Source organism: Castellaniella sp. (assembly GCF_034007085.1).
GTDB lineage: Bacteria > Pseudomonadota > Gammaproteobacteria > Burkholderiales > Burkholderiaceae_B > Castellaniella.
The window spans coordinates 1-17,284 of the sequence record NZ_JAVERO010000038.1 but is presented as its reverse complement, the minus strand read 5'-3'; the positions used below and the strand labels follow the sequence as shown (position 1 = coordinate 17,284).

General features: G+C 64.3%; 16 protein-coding genes and 1 tRNA gene. 12 read left to right on the top strand and 5 right to left on the bottom strand.

Annotation, left to right across the window (positions count from 1 at the left end; genetic code table 11):
• Together RBR29_RS05485 and RBR29_RS05480 are read left to right on the top strand one after the other, a co-directional pair.
• On the top strand, window positions 1–879 hold an 879-nt coding region (locus RBR29_RS05485; protein ID WP_320347960.1), incomplete at its 5' end, for a putative nucleotidyltransferase substrate binding domain-containing protein.
• On the top strand, window positions 876–1,529 hold the full coding sequence (locus RBR29_RS05480) for a 3'-5' exonuclease (protein ID WP_320347959.1): 654 nt from the start codon (window positions 876–878) through the stop codon (window positions 1,527–1,529). The genes RBR29_RS05485 and RBR29_RS05480, both read left to right, overlap by 4 nt.
• A 70-nt stretch (window positions 1,530–1,599) precedes the next feature.
• On the opposite strand, the gene RBR29_RS05475 is transcribed toward RBR29_RS05480, so the two are convergent.
• Together RBR29_RS05475 and ppc are read right to left on the bottom strand one after the other, a co-directional pair.
• On the bottom strand, window positions 1,600–2,238 hold the full coding sequence (locus RBR29_RS05475; RefSeq protein WP_320347958.1) for a carbonic anhydrase: 639 nt from the start codon (window positions 2,236–2,238) through the stop codon (window positions 1,600–1,602).
• Window positions 2,239–2,288: 50 nt separating this feature from the next.
• Window positions 2,289–5,144 (bottom strand): phosphoenolpyruvate carboxylase, encoded by a 2,856-nt coding sequence (gene ppc / locus RBR29_RS05470; protein ID WP_320347957.1) that lies wholly within the window; start codon window positions 5,142–5,144, stop codon window positions 2,289–2,291.
• A 116-nt stretch (window positions 5,145–5,260) separates the two neighbouring features.
• On the opposite strand from ppc, the gene ilvD (RBR29_RS05465) reads away from it, so the two are divergent.
• The 3 genes from ilvD (RBR29_RS05465) (at window position 5,261) to nadE (ending at window position 9,753) form a co-directional block, all read left to right on the top strand.
• On the top strand, window positions 5,261–7,117 hold the full coding sequence (ilvD, locus tag RBR29_RS05465; protein ID WP_320347956.1) for a dihydroxy-acid dehydratase: 1,857 nt from the start codon (window positions 5,261–5,263) through the stop codon (window positions 7,115–7,117).
• A 119-nt stretch (window positions 7,118–7,236) separates the two neighbouring features.
• Complete coding sequence (gene ilvD, locus RBR29_RS05460) at window positions 7,237–8,925, top strand: dihydroxy-acid dehydratase (RefSeq protein ID WP_320347955.1); 1,689 nt, start codon at window positions 7,237–7,239, stop codon at window positions 8,923–8,925.
• Window positions 8,926–9,753: an ammonia-dependent NAD(+) synthetase gene (nadE, locus tag RBR29_RS05455; RefSeq protein WP_320347954.1), complete on the top strand. Its 828-nt coding sequence runs from the start codon at window positions 8,926–8,928 to the stop codon at window positions 9,751–9,753. It begins immediately after the preceding gene.
• Window positions 9,754–9,778: 25 nt separating this feature from the next.
• Here the strand turns inward: nadE and RBR29_RS05450 are convergent, their stop codons facing one another.
• On the bottom strand, window positions 9,779–10,237 hold the full coding sequence (locus RBR29_RS05450) for a PaaI family thioesterase (protein WP_320347953.1): 459 nt from the start codon (window positions 10,235–10,237) through the stop codon (window positions 9,779–9,781).
• Between the two features lie 58 nt (window positions 10,238–10,295).
• On the opposite strand from RBR29_RS05450, the gene RBR29_RS05445 reads away from it, so the two are divergent.
• On the top strand, window positions 10,296–11,186 hold the full coding sequence (locus tag RBR29_RS05445) for an EamA family transporter (protein WP_320347952.1): 891 nt from the start codon (window positions 10,296–10,298) through the stop codon (window positions 11,184–11,186).
• Window positions 11,187–11,234: 48 nt separating this feature from the next.
• Here the strand turns inward: RBR29_RS05445 and RBR29_RS05440 are convergent, their stop codons facing one another.
• On the bottom strand, window positions 11,235–12,623 hold the full coding sequence (locus RBR29_RS05440; protein WP_320347951.1) for an L-serine ammonia-lyase: 1,389 nt from the start codon (window positions 12,621–12,623) through the stop codon (window positions 11,235–11,237).
• Window positions 12,624–12,857: 234 nt separating this feature from the next.
• On the opposite strand from RBR29_RS05440, the gene RBR29_RS05435 reads away from it, so the two are divergent.
• Together RBR29_RS05435 and RBR29_RS05430 are read left to right on the top strand one after the other, a co-directional pair.
• Window positions 12,858–13,847: a helix-turn-helix domain-containing protein gene (locus RBR29_RS05435; protein WP_320347950.1), complete on the top strand. Its 990-nt coding sequence runs from the start codon at window positions 12,858–12,860 to the stop codon at window positions 13,845–13,847.
• Window positions 13,848–13,888: 41 nt separating this feature from the next.
• Window positions 13,889–13,973: transfer RNA gene (locus tag RBR29_RS05430), tRNA-Leu, on the top strand.
• Between the two features lie 39 nt (window positions 13,974–14,012).
• On the opposite strand, the gene RBR29_RS05425 is transcribed toward RBR29_RS05430, so the two are convergent.
• Window positions 14,013–14,336 (bottom strand): JAB domain-containing protein, encoded by a 324-nt coding sequence (locus tag RBR29_RS05425; protein ID WP_320347949.1) that lies wholly within the window; start codon window positions 14,334–14,336, stop codon window positions 14,013–14,015.
• Window positions 14,337–14,402: 66 nt separating this feature from the next.
• Here RBR29_RS05425 and RBR29_RS05420 point away from each other — a divergent pair, with 66 nt between their 5' ends.
• From RBR29_RS05420 to RBR29_RS05405, 4 genes are all read left to right on the top strand, one after another.
• Window positions 14,403–14,918, top strand: a complete 516-nt coding sequence (locus RBR29_RS05420) for a class IV adenylate cyclase (RefSeq protein ID WP_320347948.1) — start codon at window positions 14,403–14,405, stop codon at window positions 14,916–14,918.
• A 356-nt stretch (window positions 14,919–15,274) separates the two neighbouring features.
• The gene (locus RBR29_RS05415) at window positions 15,275–15,421 is read left to right on the top strand and encodes a helix-turn-helix domain-containing protein (RefSeq protein WP_320347947.1); all 147 of its coding nucleotides are present in this window, start codon (window positions 15,275–15,277) and stop codon (window positions 15,419–15,421) included.
• A gap of 97 nt (window positions 15,422–15,518) precedes the next feature.
• Window positions 15,519–16,862, top strand: a complete 1,344-nt coding sequence (locus tag RBR29_RS05410; protein ID WP_320347946.1) for a type II toxin-antitoxin system HipA family toxin — start codon at window positions 15,519–15,521, stop codon at window positions 16,860–16,862.
• Window positions 16,863–17,098: 236 nt separating this feature from the next.
• Window positions 17,099–17,284 (top strand): DUF1778 domain-containing protein (locus RBR29_RS05405; protein ID WP_320347945.1); only part of this gene is annotated, 186 nt, incomplete at its 3' end.

The following is a 17,284-nucleotide window of genomic DNA, read 5'->3' as shown; positions in this document are numbered from 1 at the left end:
ACGTATCGCGTGATCGAGTTGGCGCTGCGGGATGCGGGCGATCCCGGCGTGCCGTTTTCCTGGCTGGCGTTTGGCAGCGAAGGCCGCCGTGAACAGACACTGTTGACGGATCAGGACAATGGCATGCTGTTTCCGGCGGCAAGCGATGCCGAGGCGCGCGAACGCCGCGAGGCGCTGCGGCCCCTGGCCGAGGCCGTCAACCAGGGGCTGGATCGTTGCGGCCTGCCGCTGTGCCGTGGCAATGTGATGGCCAGCAACCCGGCCCTGCGGCTGGCGGCGCATGAATGGGAACGCTGGTTCGCGGACATCATCCGGCGGCCCACGCCGGACAATCTGCTCCAGGCGGTGATTTGCTTTGACCTGCGGCTGTTGTGGGGCGAAGACAATGGGTTCGGGGCGCTGCATCAGTTCCTGATGGATCAGGTGGCCGATTCTGCGCAATTCCAGCGGATGCTGGCCGAGACGGCCCTGCGCAACCAGCCGCCGTCCGGGGGTCTGTTCGACATCGCCGGCGGCACCTGGAAAGCGGGGTCCGCGGGATTCGACCTGAAAACCCAGGCGCTGACGCCCTTCGTCGATGCGGCCCGGGTCTTTGCCCTGGCCAGCGGCATCACCGAGACCTCTACAGCGGGACGGCTGCAGGCGCTGGCCGACCGTGGCGTGCTCAGCAAACGCGACGTCAGTGCCTACGTGGAATCCTACCGCTATCTGCAACTGCTGCGCCTGCGGCAGCATCAGGTGCGGCTGCGTGCGGGCGAGCCTGCGTCCAATCATATTCTGCCCGGGTCGCTCAATACCCTGGATCGGCGCATTCTGCGCGAGGCCCTGCGCCAGGCAGCCGATCTGCAGAAACTGTTGCGTTACAGCTATCGCCTATGATGCGGATCAGACGTGATGCAGCCTGGCGTGAGCGCAGTCTGCACGACCATCCGGCCGTGGTGTTCGACCTGGAAGCCAGCGGCCTGAATCCTCGGCGGGACCGTATCCTGTCCATTGGCGCGGTCCGTATTGAACAACTGGCGATTCCCCTGGGCTGCCAGTACGGTCGGATCGTGCGCGCGCCGGGCCCGTTGGGGTTTGTCAGCCGCTTGTTCCACGGCCTGACGCAGGCCGACCTGGAACGCGGGACACCGCCGCAGGCGGCCCTGTCCGGCTTGCTGGATTTCGCGGGGGATGCCGTGTGGCTGGCGTTTCATGCCGGCTTCGATCGCACCCTGTTGGCCCGGGCGCTCAAATCCCATCTGGGGATGCGCTGGGATGAGGATGTGCTGGACCTGGCGGTGCTGGCTCCGATGCTGTTCCCGGACCGGACCCGCCCGCATGCCGGGCTGGACGATTGGGCGGCTGCGTTCGGGCTGGTCGCGCCGGCGCGACACACGGCGGTGGTCGATGCCATGCTGACCGCCGAACTCGCGCTGGTGGTGTTGCAGCGCGCGCAGCGCCAGGGTCTGGGTACCTGGGGCGAACTGGCCGCAGCGGCCAGCGCCTGGCGGATCGACCGGATGAGGCCGGGTGGCCCGGTCTTCTGACGGCCAGCGCCAAGCGCCGTAGGAACCCCCTTTCTTCAGGACGGCGAGGACGTCAACATCGGCCCGTGGATCAGGATTCGGCGTAGGGTTCGAATCGCCCGGTTGCGGGGTTGCGCACGAACAGCACGCCGGTTGCGACACCGAAATACGCGCCATGGATGGCGAGCGTGCCGGCTTCGACCCGTTCGCGCACGGCGGGAAAGGTCAGCAGGTTGCGCATGCTGTATTCCACCACACCCCATTCCATCCTGCGGATCCAGTCTGCGCGGTCGCCGGTGCAGGGGCCGATGGCATCGGCCACGGGCTTGATCTGGGACATCCATTTGCCGATGAAGTCGCGCCTGGACAGGGGGGCGGCCTGATTGGCATAGGCGGCCACGCCGCCGCAGCTGGCGTGCCCCATGACCACGATGTGGCCGACTTCCAGGGCATTGACGGCGAATTCCACACAGGCGCTGGTGCCGTGAAAGGCGGTTTCCGGGTCTTCGTCGCAGGGCGGGACGATGCCGGCGATGTTGCGCACCACGAACATTTCGCCCGGCCCGGCATCGAAGATGGTTTCGGGCGCCACGCGTGAATCCCCGCAGCTGATCAGCATGATGTCCGGATGCTGGCCATGTTCGGCCAGATCGAGGTAGCGCGCGCGTTCGGCAGCCAGGCGGCCATGCAGGAACGAACGGTAGCCGTCGGTCAGTCGTTGAGGAAACATGTGGATGTGTTCTGGGTGTTGGTGTGCGCAGTGTATATCTGTTTGCGGTCTTATCCGGAATTTCTCAACCCTGCAGCGATGCCGTTGATGGTCATGTGGATCGCTCGTTGATCACGCGATTCCTGTTCGTCGGCGCGGCGTGTGGATGCGTGGCCGGAACGCACGCGGCGCAGCAACTCGACCTGCAGGTGGTTCAGCGGATCGATATAGGCGAAGCGTTCGGCCAGGGCGTTGCGCAGCGGTTCGTCGTGGGCCAGCAGGTCGTGGCCGGTGATGGTGCGAAAGGCATCCAGCGTGGTCTGGTATTCGGCGGCGATGCGTTCGAAGACCCGCTTGCGCAGGGATTTGTCGGGCACCAGTTCGGCGTAGGCGCGACCGATGGCAAGGTCGGTCTTGGCCAGCACCTGTTCCATGTTCGACAACAAGGTGCGAAAGAATGGCCAATCCCGCGCCATGGCCTGCAGACGTGCCAGGCGCGCTTCGCGCGACAGGGCCTGGTCGGGCCCGCCTTCGGCCAGGTAGCGTCCCAGTGCCGTGCCCATACCGTACCAGCCGGGCAGGGGCAGGCGGCACTGGGCCCAGGAAAAAGACCAGGGAATGGCGCGTAGGTCCTCGATGCGCTGCAGGGCCTTGCGCGAGGAAGGGCGCGAACCGATGTTCAGGCCGGCAATCTCGCGGATCGGTGTCGAGGCGAAGAAATAGTCGGTGAAGCCTTCTGTGCCGTAGACCAGATCGCGGTAGGCGTGCTGGGCGGTTTCTGACATCCAGGCCACGGCGTCGCCATAGTGGGCGGCGTGGTCGTCTTCGGCCTGGGTGGCGGGGGAACCCGACGCCAGGCTGGCTTCCAGTGTCGCGGCGACGAACAGGTCCAGGTGCGAACGACCGACTTCGGCGTCCTTGTAGCGGCCCTGGATGATCTCGCCTTGTTCTGTGAGCCGGATCTGGTTGTTCACGGTGCCCGGGGGTTGTGACAGGATGGAATCGTAGCTGGGGCCGCCGCCCCGGCCCACGGACCCGCCGCGTCCGTGGAACAGGCGCAGGCGGGTGCGGTGTCGGCGGAAGACTTCGACCAGGCGCCGTTCCGTCTGGTAGAGCGACCAGTTCGACGTCAGGTAGCCGCCGTCCTTGTTGCTGTCCGAATAACCCAGCATGACTTCCTGGATGCCATGCTGGGCGTGGCGCACGCGCGCGGCGACCTCGGGTAGTGACAGCCAGGCGTCCATGATGTCGGGGCCGCGTTCCAGGTCGGGAATGGTCTCGAACAGCGGCACCACCATCAGCCCGCTGTCGGGCGCGGGATCGTTCGCCGTGGTGGGGGCGATCAGGCCGGTTTCCTGTTGCAGCACCAGGACTTCGAGCAGATCGCTGAGCGTTTCGGTGTGGGACACGATCGTCTGGCGCAGGGCAGCGTTGCCGAAGCGGCGGCGACAGTCGGCAGCCATGCGCAGGATGGCCAGTTCCTGTGTCGTTTCGGCAGAATAGTCGATCCAGGGCGAGACCAGGGGGCGTGGCGCGCGTAGTTCCTGGCGCAGGACGCGGACCCGGTCGGCCTCGGACAGCCGGGCATAGCGCACCGGCTTGCCATCCAGGGTGACACAGGCATGGCGCATCAGTTCGTCCAGCACGCGCTCGTGCACATCAGAACTTTGCCGCAAGTCCACCGTGGCCAGGTGCAGGCCGAAGATCTCGACCGCCTGGCGCAGGTGTGTCAGGCGCAGTCGCGCAACCAGGGCGCCGTGGTGCGTGTCCAGGGACTCGGCGACGGTGCCCAGGTCCGCTGCGAATTCGACTGCGGTGCCATAGGCCGGGGCGTCATAGGTGTTGCGGCGGGCCAGGCGTCGGCCGGTCAGCACCTGCGCGGTGGCAGCCAGTCGGGCGTAGATGTGGATGCAGGCGCGCCGGTAGGGTTCGTCCTGGCGGTGGGGGGATGGGTCCTGGCTGGCGGCGGCCAGTGCGGCCAGTTCGGGCGTGACGTGCATCAGGGACTGCGAGACTGACAGTTCCGCGCCCAGGGCGTGGACTTCGGTCAGGTAGTGGCGCAGAACGTGCGCGCACTGGCGCAGCAGCGCCTGTTCCAGTGTGCCGGCATCCACGTTCGGGTTGCCGTCGCGGTCGCCGCCGATCCAGCTGCCCATGTGGACGAAGGGCGGCAGCGGCGTGTTGTCCACATCGAACACGGTGCGTGCCGGTTTGCGCAGCAGCGCCCCCATGTCCAGGTGCAGCTGGGGCAGGGTGCTGAAGAACGTACTGGTGTAGTAGGACAGGGCGTTGTCGATTTCGTCGAGCACGGTGAGCTTGCTCTGGCGCAGCATGCGGGTCTGCCACAAGGCGGCGATCAGCCCGGTCAGGCGTTCCTGCAGCCGGGCGGATTCCAGCGGCGCGAGAGGCATGTCCAGCAGGCGCAGCTGCCCGGCGATGGCCTGGTGCAGGTCCAGCGTGCTCTTGCGCTGGACTTCGGTGGGGTGCGCCGTCAGCACGGGTACGATGCAAGCCGAGGCCAGATGCTGGCGGATGCGGGCACCGGACAGGCCGGCGCGTTGCAGCAGATCGACGGCGTGTTTCAGGCTGCCGGGTGTCGCGGGGCCTTCAGCCTGCCACTGCTCGCGCTGGCGGCGGGTCTGGTCGCGGTCCTCGGCAATATTGGACAGATGCAGGAAATAGCTGAAGGCGCGTGCCACGGAATTGGCCTCGCCTTCGGCCAGGCGGCGGATTTGGCGTTCCAGGGTGCGGCCATCGCGGTCCTGGCCTTCGCGGCGAAACTTGACGGCGGCGCGGCGCAGTTTTTCGATCACGTCGTAGACGGCGCGGCCCTCGCAGTCCCGAATGACTTCCCCCAGTGTCCGGCCCAGCAGCCGGATGTCTTGTCGCAGGGGGGAAATGGGTTCGTTCGGGAGTACGGGCTTCACGGGGTCTCCATTGTCTGGAATCGGGACGTGCGCAACCTGCCCGCCCGTGTTGCCAGGCGGGAGGAAGCGTTTATCATAAGCGCTTTCGCCTCTTTCAGTTATCCAGGACTGTCGCCATGCCGCAATACCGTTCCCGCACTTCGACCCACGGCCGCAACATGGCCGGCGCTCGCGCCCTGTGGCGTGCCACCGGCATGAAGGACGGGGATTTCAGCAAACCCATCATCGCCGTGGTGAATTCGTTCACCCAGTTCGTGCCGGGTCATGTGCACCTGAAGGACATGGGCCAGCTGGTGGCGCGCCAGATCGAGGCCGCCGGGGGCGTGGCCAAGGAATTCAACACCATTGCCGTGGATGACGGCATCGCCATGGGCCATGGCGGGATGCTGTATTCGCTGCCTTCGCGCGAACTGATCGCCGATTCGGTGGAATACATGGTCAACGCGCATTGCGCCGACGCGATGGTCTGCATTTCCAACTGCGACAAGATCACCCCGGGCATGCTGATGGCCGCCATGCGCCTGAACATCCCCACCGTGTTCGTGTCCGGCGGGCCGATGGAGGCCGGCAAGGTCATCGCCAAGGACGGCAAGACCGTGGTGCGCAAGCTGGACCTGGTCGATGCCATGATCGAGGCGGCCGACCCGAACATCACCGATGCGCAGGCTGAATCCGTCGAACGCAGCGCCTGTCCCACCTGCGGATCCTGTTCGGGCATGTTCACCGCCAATTCCATGAACTGCCTGACCGAGGCCCTGGGCCTGGCGCTGCCGGGCAACGGCACGGTGGTGGCCACGCATGCGCGGCGCAAGGGACTGTTCGAACTGGCCGGCAGCCTGATCGTGCAACTGTGCAAGCGCTGGTACGAGCAGGACGACGCTTCTGTCCTGCCGCGCAGCATTGCGACCTTCCAGGCGTTCAGCAACGCCATGACGCTGGACGTGGCGATGGGCGGGTCCACCAACACCGTGCTGCATCTGCTGGCCGCCGCCCAGGAAGCCGGCGTGGCCTTTACCATGGCCGACATCGACCGCATTTCGCGCCGTGTGCCCTGTCTGTGCAAGGTTGCCCCGGCCACGCAGCAATACCACATCGAGGACGTGCACCGCGCCGGCGGCATCATGGGCATCCTGGCCGAACTCGCCCGTGCGGACCTGCTGGACCTGGATGTAGGCAACGTGCATGCCGGCACCCTGGGCGAGGCCATCCGCCGCTGGGACGTGCGTGGCGATCAGGGGGCCAGCGTGGCGGATTTCTATCGCGCCGCGCCTGGCGGCGTGCCCAGCCAGACGGCGTTCAGCCAGGACCGCTATTACGAGACCCTGGATCTGGACCGCGCATCCGGCTGCATCCGCGACCGCGCGCATGCCTATTCGCAGGACGGCGGACTGGCCGTGCTGTACGGCAATCTGGCTCCCAACGGCTGCATCGTCAAGACGGCCGGGGTGGACGACAGCATCCTGACCTTCACGGGCCGGGCGCGTGTCTACGAAAGCCAGGAAACCTCGGTCCAGGGCATCCTGGGCGGCGAGGTCGTGGCCGGCGACGTGGTCATCATTCGCTACGAAGGCCCCAAGGGCGGCCCCGGCATGCAGGAAATGCTCTATCCCACGTCCTACCTGAAATCCATGGGCCTGGGCAAATGCGCGGCCCTGCTGACCGACGGCCGTTTTTCCGGCGGTTCGTCGGGCCTGGTGATCGGCCATGCCTCGCCCGAGGCGGCCGAAGGCGGCAATATCGCCCTGGTCGAGGACGGCGATACCATCGAAATCGACATCCCCAACCGCCGCATCCACCTGGCGATCGATGACGAGACCCTGGCGGCGCGCCGTGCCGCCATGGAAGCCCGTGGCGCGCAGGCCTGGAAACCTGTGGGCCGCCAGCGGGAAGTCTCCCAGGCCCTGCGCGCCTATGCGGCGCTGGCGACTTCGGCCGACCGGGGGGCAGTGCGCGATGTCGGGCAGTTGAAATGATCCTGGTGCGGCGACAGGCCGCACCCAATACCCGCGCCGGGCGTGCGCCTGTCCGGTCTGTCGGTGCCGCGAAGCTTTAAACTGAAAATTCCGCACCGACTTGCCGCAAGGACCCTGCCATGGCCAAACCACTGCGTTCCTCGAACATCACCCAGGGGGTTGCCCGGGCGCCGAATCGCTCGATGTACTACGCGCTTGGCTACACGGAATCCGATTTCGACAAACCCATGATCGGCATCGCCAACGGCCAGAGTACGATCACGCCGTGCAACAGTGGCCTGCAGCCCCTGGCCGACGCAGCCGCCGCCGCCATCAAGGCCGCTGGCGGCAACCCCCAGATGTTCGGCACGCCGACGATTTCCGATGGCATGGCCATGGGCACCGAGGGCATGAAATATTCCCTGGTATCGCGCGAGGTCATTGCCGATTGTGTCGAGACTTGCGTCCAGGGCCAGTGGATGGACGGTGTGCTGGTGATCGGCGGTTGCGACAAGAACATGCCGGGCGGCATGATGGGCATGCTGCGTGCCAACGTGCCCTCGGTCTACGTCTACGGCGGTACCATCCTGCCGGGCAGCCATTGCGGCCAGGACCTGAACATCGTCAGCGTCTTCGAGGCCGTGGGCGAGCACGCCGCCGGCCGCATGTCCGCAACCGAATTGCACGCCATCGAGACCCATGCCATTCCCTGCAGTGGTTCCTGTGGCGGCATGTACACGGCCAACACCATGAGTTCCTCGTTCGAGGCCATGGGCATGAGCCTGCCGTATTCGTCCACCATGGCCAATGTGCACCAGGAAAAGATCGACTCGGCCGCCGAATCGGCCCGCGCGCTGCTCAAGGCCGTGGCGCTGGACCTGAAACCGCGCGATATCGTCACGCGCCAATCCATCGAGAATGCCGTGGCGGTGGTCATGGCCACCGGGGGATCGACCAATGCCGTGCTGCACATCCTGGCGATCGCCCATGCCGCCGGGGTCGACTGGAGCATCGATGATTTCGAACGCGTGCGCCGTCGCGTGCCCGTCATCTGCGACCTGAAACCCAGCGGCAAGCATCTGGTGGTGGACTTTCACCGCGCAGGCGGTATCCCCCAGGTCATGAAACTGCTGCTGAACGCTGGTCTGCTGCAGGGCGATTGCATCACGATCACTGGCCAGACCATCGCCGAGGTCCTGGCCGACGTGCCTGACGCGCCGCCTGCCGGACAGGATGTCATCCATGCGCTGGATGACGCGCTGTACCCCGAGGGGCATCTGGCCATCCTCAAGGGCAATCTGGCAGAACGGGGCGCAGTGGCCAAGATCACCGGCCTGAAGAACCCCGCCATCACCGGCCCGGCGCGGGTATTCAACGATGAGCAGACCGCCATGGACGCGATCCTGGCAGGCCGGATCCGCGCCGGCGATGTGATGGTGCTGCGCTACCTGGGCCCCAAGGGCGGGCCCGGTATGCCAGAAATGCTGGCGCCCACCAGCGCCCTGGTGGGCGAGGGCCTGGGCGATTCCGTCGGCCTGATCACCGACGGCCGCTTTTCGGGCGGCACCTGGGGCATGGTCGTGGGCCATGTCGCGCCGGAAGCCGCCGTGGGCGGTACGATTGCCCTGGTCGAAGAAGGCGATTCCATCACCATCGATGCGCACCGGCAGCTGTTGCAGCTGAACGTGCCGGACGATATTCTGGCGGTTCGGCGCGCCGCCTGGACGCCACCGGCACCGCGCTATACGCGCGGCGTCCAGGCGAAATTCGCCTTCAATTGCTCCGACGCCAGTACTGGCGCGGTGCTGGACCGTTTCGAGGATCGCTGAATGAATGCCGAGCAACGCGCATTGCAACTCCAGATCCGCCTCGCGTTGGGCGTGGCGGATGTCTTTGATGCCAAGGCTGAGATCGAGCGGCGGGTGGAGTTCCTGGCGGAATTGCTGCGCACCTCGGGTGCCCGTGCCCTGGTGCTGGGCATCAGTGGCGGCGTGGATTCCCTGACCGCTGGTTGCCTGTCGCAGCGCGCCGTCGAACGCGTGCGCGCGCAGGGCGGGGACGCCCGGTTCGTCGCCATGCGCCTGCCCTACGGCGTCCAGATCGACGAATCAGACGCCCAGGCAAGCCTGGATGTCATCCGGCCCGATGAGCGGCTGACCGTGGACGTGCGGCCCGCCGCAGATGCAATGTTGGACGCCGTGCGGGCCGGAGGGCAGACGTTCCGTGATGCGGCCCAGCAGGATTTCCTGCACGGCAACATCAAGGCACGCCAGCGCATGATCGCGCAGTATGCCGTGGCCGGGGCGCGCGGCGGACTGGTGGTCGGCACCGATCATGCCGCCGAGGCCTTGATGGGGTTTTTTACCAAGTTCGGCGATGGCGCGGCCGACGTCACGCCGCTGGCCGGGTTGAGCAAGCGCCGCGTGCGGGCGCTGGCGACGGCCATGGGTGCGCCTGACGCCTTGGTATTCAAGGTCCCTACCGCCGACCTGGAACTGCTCACGCCGCTCAAGCCCGACGAAGACGCCTTTGGCGTCAGCTATGAGCAGATCGATGATTTCCTGGAAGGCCGCGACGTCACGCCGGATGTCTTTGACATCATCGTGTCCACCTGGCGGCGCAGCGCCCACAAGCGGGCGCTGCCGATCGCGCCTTAGTGAACAGACGCAATGGTCGGGCGAGTCATGCCGGTTCCGGCAGGTTCATGAGGGTTTGCTGCATCAGTGCCACCGGCGTCTTTTCGCCTGCGTTCAGGGCGTAGACATCCACCTGGACGATGGTCAGCGTGCGGCCGGCGCGCACAACCTGGCCGATGGCTTCCAGGGATTCGCCCCGCGCCGGGGCCAGCATGTTGATCTTGAATTCAACCGACAGCACCGTATGGCCCTGCGGCGCCTGCGTCATGGCCGCAAAACCGCCCGCTGCATCGGCGATCGAGGATGTGGCGCCAGCGTGGAAATAGCCCAGGTGCTGGGTCAGGTCAGGACCGTAGGGCAGGTGGACGTGTACCCGGCCAGGAGCCACGTCCCCCAGGCGGGCGCCCAGGTGGCACAGCAGGCCGGAACGGTCGAAACAGTCCTGGATGCGCGCGCGCAGGGCGGCGGGCTGCGGCGTGCCGGTTGCGGCGGTCGATGTCATCATGAAGGGTCCTGTATAGTGGTGAGTCGCAAACATTCCGAAATCGGAAGTCTTCCTCGCTGTGTCCTACGATAAGCCATTTTCCACGGCACCCCAAATCGCCCCCGACACCCGCCTGGGCCTGGCGGTTGGCTTGGCCATCGCCGCCATGATCAGCGTGCAGACCGGGGTGTCGCTGGCAGTGCCCGTGATCCAGGACCACGGCGCGCTCAGCACGACCAGCCTGCGCCTGTGCTGGGCTGCGCTGGCGCTGCTGCTGTTCGTGCGCCCGCCCCTGCGCCACTATGAGCCCGCCCAGTGGCGGGCGGCCCTGATCCTGGGGGCCGGCATGGCCGTCATGTCCCTGGCTTTTTTCCTGGCCATCGAACGCCTGCCGCAGCATCTGGCCGTGGCCCTGGAATTCTGCGGCCCCCTGGCGGTCGCCGCCCTGGGCGCGCGTGGCCGCCGCTGGGCCCTGGCCTGGCCGCTGCTGGCGGCGCTTGGCATCGGCTTGCTGGTGCAGGGGGATGCTCGCCTGCCTGGTGGCGCCGATCCGGTGGGGATCGCCTTTGCCTTGCTGGCGGCAGCCGGCTGGGGGGTCTACATTGTCATGATGAAACGGATCGGCCCGGTCTTTCCCGGCTTGCAGGGGCTGGCCGTGTCCTTGTTGGTGGCGGCGCTGTTGTCCCTGCCGTTCGCGGTGGCCGAAGCCGGCACGGCCCTGTTTCCCTGGCCGCAGCTGGCCTGGACGGCAGGCCTGGCGGTGCTGGTGCCCCTGGTACCCTACATCCTGGAAATCAATGCATTGCGGCGCATGCCGGCTGCCACGTTCGGCGTGCTGATGAGTCTTGAGCCTGCCGTCGGCGCGATCAGCGGCTGGGTGTTCCTGGGCCAGGGCATGAGCCTGGGCCAGATGCTGGGCACCGGCCTGGTGGTGGCTGCCAGCGTCGGGGTCGTGCGGGCGGGGGGCTGAATCGGGGCGCTGCCGTGACACCAGCCGCTGCCGGGACAAGGGCGGCGTTCAGCATTCCACCACGTTCACAGCCAGGCCGCCGCGGGATGTCTCCTTGTATTTCGATTGCATGTCGGCGCCGGTCTGGCGCATGGTCTCGATCACCGTGTCCAGCGAGACATGGTGCTTGCCATCGCCGTGCAGGGCCAGGCGCGAGGCATTGATGGCCTTGTTCCCGCCCATGGCGTTGCGCTCGATGCATGGGATCTGCACCAGGCCGCCCACGGGGTCGCAGGTCAGGCCCAGATTGTGTTCCATGCCGATTTCGGCGGCATTTTCGATCTGTTCCACTGTGCCTCCCAGGACTGCCGTCAGTCCGGCTGCCGCCATCGAACAGGCCACTCCGACCTCGCCCTGGCAACCGACCTCGGCCCCGGAGATCGAGGCGTTTTCCTTGTACAGGAAACCGATGGCCGCCGCCGTCAGCAGGAAATCCACCACGCCGTCCTCGGACCAGCCAGGCACAAACACGCGGTAATAACGCAGCACGGCCGGCAGCAGGCCGGCAGCGCCGTTGGTCGGCGCCGTCACCACGCGGCCGCTGGCGGCATTTTCCTCGTTCACGGCCATGGCGTACAGGTTCACCCAATCCATGGCGAACATCACGTCGTCTGCCTTTTTCGGCGCTGATGTCAGTTGGGCGTACAGCGCCGGGGCGCGGCGACGCACCTTCAGCCCGCCGGGCAGAATCGTGTCGGTGAGCGGGCCTTGCAGGCCGCAGCCCCGATCGATGGCATCGTCCATGACCCGGGCAATGTGCAGCACCCCGGCCCGGACTGCTTCGGGCGGGCGCAGGGTGGATTCATTGGCCATCATCAGTTGAGCGATCGTCAGGCCGTGGCGTCGGCAGGTTGCCATGAGTTCTGCCCCGGTGGCGAATGGATAGGGCATCGGCGCGTGCTCGGGCACGGTCTCATCGGTTTCGATACTGTCCAGCGCACGGATGAAGCCGCCACCGATCGAGACATAGCGTTCGTCCAGCACGGTGCTGCCTTCGGCATCCTGTGCGACGAAGCGCATGCCATTGGGGTGTTCCGGCATGGGTTTGACCCGCCCGGAAAAGGCGCGTTGGGGATCGAAGACGATGGTGTGGCTGCGCCAGACCGTCAGGCGATGCTCGCGGATCACGGCGTCGATCAGATGGCCGATCGACGCAGGGTCGACCGTATCCGGGGCCTCGCCCATCAATCCCAGCATGATGCCCATATCAGTCCGGTGGCCGGCCCCCGTTTCCGCCAGCGATCCGTACAGATGAATGTTCAGGCTGGCGACGCGGGGCAGCAGCCCCCGAGCATCCAGATTGCGGGCGAAATTGCGGGCGGCGCGCATCGGCCCCACCGTATGGGAACTGGAAGGCCCAATGCCGATTTTGAAGATATCGAAGACTGACAGCGCCATGATGTGCCTCCGGTGTGCGTGCTCTGTTTTGTTCCGCCCAGATGGTCCGGGCGTTCCCTGGGTATGGGGCTGATTTTCTGTTGATTCTATGGATTCCCTGGGTTTTTAATTGAATAAAAGCGACATCAATCAGGAATAAATGGGGTTTAACTCGGGTAAACCATGTATATGATAATGCGATCGATTGCTATTAATGATTTTTGATAGAATAAATACGTCATATTTAGGGATGATATGAACAAAAGCGACATTTCCGTACGCATCGGATTCGTCCTGCTGCCGCAGTTCGCCATGGGCGCTTTTGCTGCGTTCACGGACCTGCTGGGCCTGCTGGATGCGCAGACTGATACATCCGGCCCGTGTGCCTGGGAAGTCGTTGCCGACACCCTGATCCCCGTGCGTTCGGCCAGTGGCATCCAGGTCGTACCGACCGATCTGCTGGGCGATCCCCTGCGATTCGACTATCTGGTCGTCGTGGGCGGACCGCTGTCGCCTGCGGCCGGTGCGGGGCCAGCGCTGTCGGCCTGGCTGCGCCAGGCAGCCCAGGGCGGGCGGTATCTGGTGGGCCTGTGCAACGCCGTTCATGTCCTGGTCGGGGCCGGGGTGATGGCCGGCTATCAGTTGTGCGTCAGTGGCGACCAGTACCGCGATTTTGCCGACCGCTTTCCGGCGATCGATCCGGAACGGATCGTCACTGACCGGCCCTGGGTGTTCGACCGGCGCCGGATGACCTGCGTGGGTGGGGCCGCCGTCATCGATGTTGCCGTGCGCATGCTGCGCCGCCATGTGCCGGAGGCGGACATCCAGCGCGCGCTGCGCTGCCTACAGTGTGATGCCGCAGGCGGGCAGAGCGGGCAGGTCCAGCCTCCGCCGCCCGGGGTTCCGGCTGACAGCCCGCCCGCTTTGCGCCGCGCCACGCTGGTGATCGAACAGTACGCCGGCCAGATCCCGGACATGGGTGGACTGGCCGATCGCCTGGGCGTGTCCGCACGCCAGTTACAACGGCTGTTTCGCCAGCATCTGAATACCACGCCGCAGGCCTATGCCCGTGCGGTGCGTCTGCGCCAGGCCGCCTGGCTGTTGCAGCATACTGATAAGGCTGTTGCAGCCATTGCCTCTGATTGCGGCTTTGCCGATGCAGCCCACATGGGGCGGGCCTTTCGCGCCAAGTACGGGCAGGCGCCCGGTGCCTGGCGGCGGAGCCAGGTAAAAAACGCCGTATAATGTCGTTCTTTTCCGGGCCGACGATCTGTCGGCCCGACCCTGCCCGGGTGGTGAAATTGGTAGACGCAGGGGACTCAAAATCCCCCGCCGCAAGGCGTGCCGGTTCGATTCCGGCCCCGGGCACCAACGGTTGGCTCTACCCCATTAACGGGGGATGGGCATTCATCAGACACGGTTGACGACACCGTTCCAGCCGCATTGGGCCAAGACCCTCAAGCGGTAATTCTCAAAATTCCTGAAGCCATACGCCCTGCGCGAGAGCATTTCCATTTTGGTGCTGGCCTCGGCACTGCCCGACGGATGGTTATGCACCAGCATCACCGACTTGGCATTGTGCAGCAAGGTCAGCTTGACCACATCTCTCGGATATACCGATGCCTGATCAATCTCTTTACGATGCGCAAGGCTGGTAACGCCAGTCTCGCCAGGGATGAGCGAACAGCGAACCTGCAGCAGCTCGGTACGCTCAGCGCAGACGCACAGGTCCATGGAGCAAATCCCATACCCCCTCCTCCTACAATGGGGAGAAAATCCGTTTTACAAGATAGCAATCCCATGGCAAGAAACATCGAAATCAAGGCGCACATCGACAGCATCGACGAGGTAATGCCCAAAGCCCTGGCCATCGCCACAGAAGAACCGACAGAGCTTCACCAGGACGACACCTTCTTCCAGTGCGAGAACGGTCGTTTGAAGCTGAGAACATTCAATGAGCGCCAGGGCGAGCTGATCTTCTATCAACGCGCCGACCAGGCCGGCCCAAAGACATCCTTCTACCTGATCAGCCGCACTGCTGAGCCCGATATCTTGCGTGAGGTACTGGTCGCCGCCTACGGCGTGCTGGGTCGCGTCATCAAACACCGCACTCTGGTCATGACGGGGAGAACACGCATCCACCTGGATCGCGTGCAAGGCCTGGGCGAGTTTCTGGAACTTGAAGTCGTGCTGCAAGACGACGATCACCAGTCCCCGGGCATCGCTGAAGCCCACCAGATTATGGAGAAACTGGGCGTATCGCTCGGGCAACTGATCGAGGATGCCTACCTGGACATGCTCCAGCGGCAGAAGTGAACCGATGCCCCAACAGGCTTATCCACCGCGATACGGTGGGCAAGCCTGTGAATAACTGATGAAGGGTTTGTTGCAGCCCTTGATGCCGTTGGCTTTGCATCGGGCTGTTTAGTCGGGCGATGCGGCGATAATTCTCCGAGAGGTCCATGACGGTCAGTTTTCAACCGACGTTGACAGTAGACGCAGTGTTGAGGGTCATGTCAGACGACGTCGACGCATGGGGACACTAGAGAGGGTGCTATCAAAAAGATACTTTATTGGCAATTCCGATATTTAATCTTTATCGATATCTCCGATATTTGCATGATATCGGAATAAACGATAAATTTAAGTTATCGATTTTAACGATATCCATCATGATAAAGCTCTCGACGAGTCACCAACTGGGCCACTTGCTGACGGCGCGCCGCAAGGCATTGGGCCTCACGCAGCAGGAGGTCGCCTCGCGCCTTGGCATCAGTCAAAACCGCTACTCTGAACTGGAAAACAGCCTGCGCAGCTAACCGTAGATCGCTTGCTGGCGTTGCTAGGGGTGCTCGGCATGGATCTGACGGTGCTGGAGCGTCCGGCAGACCCACACTTCAGCAGTGAGTGGTAGCGATGGCCAGGCGATCAAAGGCACGATGCCTGGCCTTGTGGGCCAATGGGGTGCACGTCGGTGTTTGGGAGATCTCGGGTAAGGGCGAAGATGTCCTGCGTTACGATCCCGCTTGGATACAGTCGCCCCAGGGACGGGCGCTCTCTTTATCGCTGCCCTTTACGCTGGATAATGCGCCCCTGCGCGGTGCTGCGGTTCACAATTACTTTGACAATCTGCTGCCTGACAGCGACGTCATACGGCGTCGCCTGCAAGCCCGCTTCCGCACCATGGATACTGGCGCCTTTGCGCTCTTGGCGGCAATCGGGCGCGACTGTGTGGGTGCGCTTCAATTACTACCTGAAGGCGAGCTTCCGGATGACGTCTTCCGCATCCGCGCGCGACCGTTGACGACGCGCGACCTCGCAGGCATTTTGCGAGCGACGACCGCTGCACCTGCCGCATTGGGGCAGCAGGTGGCGGAAGATGAGGATTTCCGTATTTCGCTGGCTGGCGCTCAGGAGAAGACGGCATTCATTCTGCACGATGGGCAGTGGTGCCGGCCACAGGGCGCCACCCCGACGACTCATATTTTCAAACTGCCGCTGGGACTGGTGGGTGGACGCCAAGCGGACATGAGCACATCCGTGGAGAACGAGTGGTTGTGCGCCCGCATCTTGCGGCACATGGGTTTGCCCATCGCGGCGTGCGAGATTGCACAATTTGAAGATCAAAAAGTATTGATTGTTGAACGGTTTGATCGACGCAAAGCCAGGCAAGGGCATTGGCTGCGGATACCCCAGGAAGACTTCTGTCAGGCAACCGGCACGCCACCTGGCGCAAAGTATGAGGCGGATGGGGGGCCGGGCATCGTTGCCATTGCGCGTATCCTGCAGCAGTCAGAAGCGAGAGAGCAAGATCTGCGTACGTTGCTGATGTCACAATTGCTGTCTTGGTTGCTGGGGGCAACCGATGGCCATGCAAAGAATTACTCCATTGTCTTGTTGCCAGGCGGTCGTTTCCAACTGGCCCCTTTATATGATGTCTTGTCCGCATGGCCGGTCAGCGGAGCGGGTCCCAACCAGTTGGACCCTCATCGCTTGAAGTTGGCCATGGCCCTGAAGGGAAAGAATACACACTATCGTCTGCGTGACATCCAGCGTCGGCATTTCAACCACACGGCCACGCTGTGTGGTTGGGGCAATGGCATGGAGGATTTGATCCACGAGGTATTGCAACGATTACCGGCCGCCCTGGAGCACACGGCTGACGAACTGCCGGCGGAGTTTCCTGCCGTCGTGTTCGATACGATCAAGCATGGGGTGTTGGACTCAGCGAACCGATTGGCAAAGATGCCGGCTGAGTAACGGTGCTGATACGGTTTTCGAGCGGGCGATTTCGCCGGGAGGTGGAGAGCAGCATTCAAGCGCACCATGGGCATCTGTTCGCCGGACGCGGACTTTTGTCGGTAGTGATCGAGCACTAATAATCAATTGCAGCGTGGAAGTGAGTGCCTGGATGGTGGTCAAACAAGAAACGCATTGTCAGTACATTGTCCGGACGGATAAAATAGGGGTATCCAGAATCAGTCCGGAGTGGCTCCATGAGCACCCTGAATCTTTCCAAGACCGAACGCATCGACGTTCGTGCCAGCACGCCGGTCAAGCAACTGCTGCAGGAAGCCGCGCGCGCCTGCCACAAAAACGTCAGCGAGTTCCTGCTCGACGCGGGCGTGACGGCGGCCGCGCAGACGCTGGCGGATCGTCGCCAGTTCGTGCTGGACGACACG

Coding starts and splice junctions, on each gene's coding strand:
- nadE (WP_320347954.1), top strand. CDS start 8,926: ATGAATGCCGAGCAACGCGCATTGCAACTCCAGATCCGCCTCGCGTTG.
- RBR29_RS05415 (WP_320347947.1), top strand. CDS start 15,275: ATGATAAAGCTCTCGACGAGTCACCAACTGGGCCACTTGCTGACGGCG.
- RBR29_RS05450 (WP_320347953.1), bottom strand. CDS start 10,237: ATGATGACATCGACCGCCGCAACCGGCACGCCGCAGCCCGCCGCCCTG.
- RBR29_RS05480 (WP_320347959.1), top strand. CDS start 876: ATGATGCGGATCAGACGTGATGCAGCCTGGCGTGAGCGCAGTCTGCAC.
- ilvD (WP_320347955.1), top strand. CDS start 7,237: ATGGCCAAACCACTGCGTTCCTCGAACATCACCCAGGGGGTTGCCCGG.
- RBR29_RS05475 (WP_320347958.1), bottom strand. CDS start 2,238: ATGTTTCCTCAACGACTGACCGACGGCTACCGTTCGTTCCTGCATGGC.
- RBR29_RS05425 (WP_320347949.1), bottom strand. CDS start 14,336: ATGGACCTGTGCGTCTGCGCTGAGCGTACCGAGCTGCTGCAGGTTCGC.
- RBR29_RS05420 (WP_320347948.1), top strand. CDS start 14,403: ATGGCAAGAAACATCGAAATCAAGGCGCACATCGACAGCATCGACGAG.
- RBR29_RS05410 (WP_320347946.1), top strand. CDS start 15,519: ATGGCCAGGCGATCAAAGGCACGATGCCTGGCCTTGTGGGCCAATGGG.
- RBR29_RS05440 (WP_320347951.1), bottom strand. CDS start 12,623: ATGGCGCTGTCAGTCTTCGATATCTTCAAAATCGGCATTGGGCCTTCC.
- RBR29_RS05435 (WP_320347950.1), top strand. CDS start 12,858: ATGAACAAAAGCGACATTTCCGTACGCATCGGATTCGTCCTGCTGCCG.
- ilvD (WP_320347956.1), top strand. CDS start 5,261: ATGCCGCAATACCGTTCCCGCACTTCGACCCACGGCCGCAACATGGCC.